Source organism: Candidatus Cyanaurora vandensis (genome assembly GCF_013285555.1).
In the GTDB taxonomy this organism is placed as follows: Bacteria; Cyanobacteriota; Cyanobacteriia; order Gloeobacterales; family Anthocerotibacteraceae; genus Cyanaurora; species Cyanaurora vandensis.
Window position 1 is genome coordinate 1 of sequence record NZ_JAAXLT010000072.1, and the last position, 3825, is coordinate 3825.

5 protein-coding genes and 1 pseudogene are annotated in these 3825 nt (G+C 50.4%); 5 read left to right on the forward strand and 1 reads right to left on the reverse strand.

Going from position 1 to position 3825, the window contains the following annotated elements:
* Window positions 1–337: 337 nt before the first annotated feature.
* Window positions 338–643 (reverse strand): hypothetical protein, encoded by a 306-nt coding sequence (locus HFM78_RS16010; protein ID WP_396033433.1) that lies wholly within the window; start codon window positions 641–643, stop codon window positions 338–340.
* A gap of 79 nt (window positions 644–722) precedes the next feature.
* On the opposite strand from HFM78_RS16010, the gene HFM78_RS04565 reads away from it, so the two are divergent.
* From HFM78_RS04565 to HFM78_RS04585, 5 genes and pseudogenes are all read left to right on the forward strand, one after another.
* Window positions 723–1340 carry a CpcT/CpeT family chromophore lyase gene (locus tag HFM78_RS04565; protein WP_287128241.1) on the forward strand — a complete coding sequence of 206 codons (618 nt, stop codon included), beginning with the start codon at window positions 723–725 and terminating at the stop codon, window positions 1338–1340.
* 66 nt (window positions 1341–1406) lie between these two features.
* The gene (locus tag HFM78_RS04570) at window positions 1407–1760 is read left to right on the forward strand and encodes a hypothetical protein (protein WP_287128242.1); all 354 of its coding nucleotides are present in this window, start codon (window positions 1407–1409) and stop codon (window positions 1758–1760) included.
* A 276-nt stretch (window positions 1761–2036) separates the two neighbouring features.
* Window positions 2037–2192 (forward strand): hypothetical protein, encoded by a 156-nt coding sequence (locus tag HFM78_RS04575; protein ID WP_287128243.1) that lies wholly within the window; start codon window positions 2037–2039, stop codon window positions 2190–2192.
* Between the two features lie 189 nt (window positions 2193–2381).
* The gene (locus HFM78_RS04580; protein WP_287128244.1) at window positions 2382–3188 is read left to right on the forward strand and encodes an HTH domain-containing protein; all 807 of its coding nucleotides are present in this window, start codon (window positions 2382–2384) and stop codon (window positions 3186–3188) included.
* Window positions 3189–3287: 99 nt separating this feature from the next.
* A pseudogene (locus tag HFM78_RS04585) lies at window positions 3288–3825 on the forward strand (primosomal protein N'); the annotation flags it as partial.

Below are 3825 nucleotides of genomic sequence, written 5' to 3' on the forward strand. Positions count from 1 at the left end.
TGGGGTCGCAGGATTAAAAATAAAGGTAATTCTATAAATGCAAGTTAGATGCGTGTCAGCTTAGTCCTATTTGTCCAAAAATGTGGCTAGAGGGGATAAATTTGGACCAGAAAAACCTTGAAGACGTAGAATCTTTAAGACAAAAAGGAATACATTTTGGAAAATCTACTTAGCTCAACTTAGATAAATCAATCTCAGGAAATCAGAGAAAAAATCAGAACAAGCATATGGTTCTTCACTAATTACAACACGTTTATTAATGATTACAGCACTTGCGGATCTACAAACCTTTAAAATAGGTGTACCAGGAGAAACAAACGAAAAGCTGGGTGAAACTTTAATGCTTATAACTGTTTTTTGGCAAGGGCAATTCTGCACTGAGCAGTTGCAGAGAGGCAGATAGCCACTCAATAAACCGGGAGTAACTGACCAGACCGGGAAAGGCTGTGCGCCAAGATTGACAAACCGGCTGGGTATAAAAAGCTTTGAAGTGGCGGTAGGCGGATTGATGGAAGGCAATCACAATGGTCATCATCTCGCTGAGGCCCAGCGCGCGCGATTGTGGTGCTTCAGGCTGTCGGGACGGCGTAAAGGTTGGGCAGAAGTCATCGCCAGGGCAGAAGAGGGCTTCTAGACTGGGCATGGGCGGTGCTTCCCGGTTTGATGTGTGGGAGGGGGCCGCCGCTTGCCGTACACTGAGGAAGCACCACACGCGGACTGGGATGGACACAGAAGCTTTTACTACTGCTAAGCAATTGGCTCACTACCTCGCGGGGAGCTTCTCCAATGAAGAACAATTTAAACAGTTCGATGGTCAGGATACCCAGCGCAACTCGCTCAACTCGGTTTCCGATGTCCATGCCCTCGTCCGCTTGGATATCTTGCCCGCGCCCGCTTTGCATAACTTGAGTCCCCTCGTTTTTTATTTCCGCCAAGAGATCCATATCAACCAGATTCACATGAAGCGATTGCGGGTCCTCGAACTCGTCGCGCTCTCCCCGCAGGCGACCAAACTCAGAATGCATCTGCTACCCCAGGCCCAGAGCGATTTACTGCTCATCCAACCCTTACTCACGCTTCAACAACAAGTCGTCTCTGCTGCTGACTTGACCACAGATGACTGTTGTAATGTGACCTATTACTGGAACCCTGAGACGGATATATTCGCGGGTGAACTGCCACCGCGTCAGTGTAGTACCTGTTTGAATGGTTCGGCATATATCACGGTCCATGAGCAGATTGGTCAGGGCCAGATTGAAATTGCCGAACGGTTCTATGACAGTCAAGACCAACAGGTCTTCGGGGTGAAGAGTGTCCCCTATATTTATCGTCATCTTTAACGGTAAATACGGCTAGCTCCTGGGAGTGAAGTAGCGTAAAATCCGGAAGGTCTGCTAAGTAAAGTCATGCTCAATCTTTACAAACTGGTTGCTGTAGCTACCGCGCTAATCCTAACAACCCCCGTCCTGGCCTACGTCCAATCTGTTAACTCCCCGATGCTCAAGGTCTATCAGTACGCCCTAGAGCCTGGGGAACAGGAAATCCAGGCCCTAGGCCGCGCTAATTTCCCAATTAAAGTCTATCTTGATCCCCTGATTAACCAAGGGCGGGGCACTGCCCACCATCCCCACCATCTGACGCTCAGGGTCTACCTCAACAATGTGCCGACAGAGACTACATGCCAAGACCTCCATCAAGGGCATGGCTGCCAGCCGACCCAAGCGAGAAACCGGGCACGAGGGGCAGAGGAACCGATCTGATGGCAATGAATACATGAACTTACCATAACAATTCCGCAGGGATACCTCCCATCGCAGTTCTCTCTAAGTCGTAGAACTATCTTCTAGGAGGGGCAAGTCTGCTATATTCAAAGCCTTTGTATTCACTGGTTAACCAAAGAACATGGAAGGACACCCCCTGATTCTTGATCCAAACGCGAAGTCCGCAGATGCTGACTTACCAGCGTTTCTTGCACGGCCCTCTGGCGCACCTGTGTATTGTGGGTTCCCCATCATCGAAGAGTCGCAAACAGACGGTTGGTTTATGGAGCCATCACTGCTTTTGAAGGGTTAGAGCAAGAAGAAGAAGGTGATGGCTTTGTCATTGCGCCTGATGGTACTCGCGCTGGCGTGGTTTGGCCCATCGAACATCCTGAGTTTGAAGTGATAAGGCCGCCTGAAGCAGACCGCTGAGGTGTCTACGCGGTTCGGTTTCCAAAGCCAGTTTCATCGCACAAGACCTCATTGAAAATTTCCGGGCAGTTCTCCCGTTATTTAAAAAGCAGTATGAGAGTATTGGAAATAAGGGTTAACTAGGCACTAGAGCCAATGCCTACAGCAGACGTGGCTCACCTTTAACGTTAGATTTCAGGAGGCCTCTACGTGGAACGAACTTGGCGTGATGCAATTGTCCGTGTGTTGCAAGAAGCACGGATACCTCTTGAGTACGCCGAAATTTCAGAACGAATACTTACACAGGGCTACTATCAGACTGATGGCGCAACACCTCATTCAACAGTGAATGCACAGATAAACGGGTCCATAAAGTACGAAGGCGATAAGTCGCCCTTCATCAAGGTAGGGCGCGGTGTGTTCGGGCTAAAGGAAACGGCATCATCGGTAACCACTACCACTCCAACTGTGCCAGTGACGACACTGCCTCCAGTCACCGAGAAAGACGTTGAAAATTCAGACTCAATCATTCGAGCGTTTGGAATGTACTGGCAGCGAGATTTAGTGGTTTGGCGTAATGAACCGAAGATGTACGGTAAGCAACAGGCAATGGCAATGGCTATTGATTTTGGCAAGCAGAAGGGAATCTATATACTTTACGACCAACACACGGTTGTATATGTAGGTAGGTCAATTGATCGACCGCTCGGAAAGCGACTATGTGAACACACAATTGACCGACTTAGTAGTCGCTGGAATCGATTTTCTTGGTTCGGTCTGCTCGACGTTACATCGGAAGGTGGTCTGGATAAGGCTTCTGTCGCTATAAATCTTGCAGCGATGATTGGTACGCTAGAGGCACTACTGATCGAGTCGCTTGAACCGCCGCAAAATCGCAAGCGGGGAGACGGCTTTTCGGCAGTAGAATACATTCAAGATGTTGATCCAGAATTTCAGGAGCGTAAGATTCAAGACACGCTTAGAGCTATTGAACAGAAAATGCGGGGTAGTTCATAGTAAAACAGAAACCTTCGTTGCATTGGATTACCTGCGATGAGAGGAGTCAGTCCCGCTAAATCTAGGGTATTACTGGAAGATTGACCCTAGGACTTGACTGTGGTTTTTGTGCAAGTGTTGGTGGACTGCCCGACGACAGACCGTCTCTTTACCTATACCTGGACCGGGGAAGTCCAGCCGGGAGATGGAGTCTGGGTACCGTTTGCGGGGCGGAGTCTGGGGGGGATCGTCGTCTGTGTCCTAGAGGATGCACCCGTCCTGGACACTCCCCTCAAAGCCGTCGAGAGTATTCTGCATCGGGGTTTTTTGCCGTCCGCTTATTGGCAATTGTTGGCGCGGGTGGCTCACTATTATCACGCCACGCTTTGGCAGGTAGTCCAATGTGCCCTCCCGCCGGGCTTACTCAGCCGTGCCCAACGCCGGGTCGAACGGCTGACGGGTGAACCCACCTTACTCCCGCCTGCCGCTCAGACCCTCTGGACCCATCTCAGCCGTTATCAGCAACGGGATGTGGCTTGGCGTGAACTGCGTAAACACGTCCCCCGCTTAGAGCAAGGACTACGGGAACTCGAACAACGGGGCCTCGTGCGCTCCTACTTGTATACGCCGCCCCCGCCCCGCCCCCAGCAACAGACCA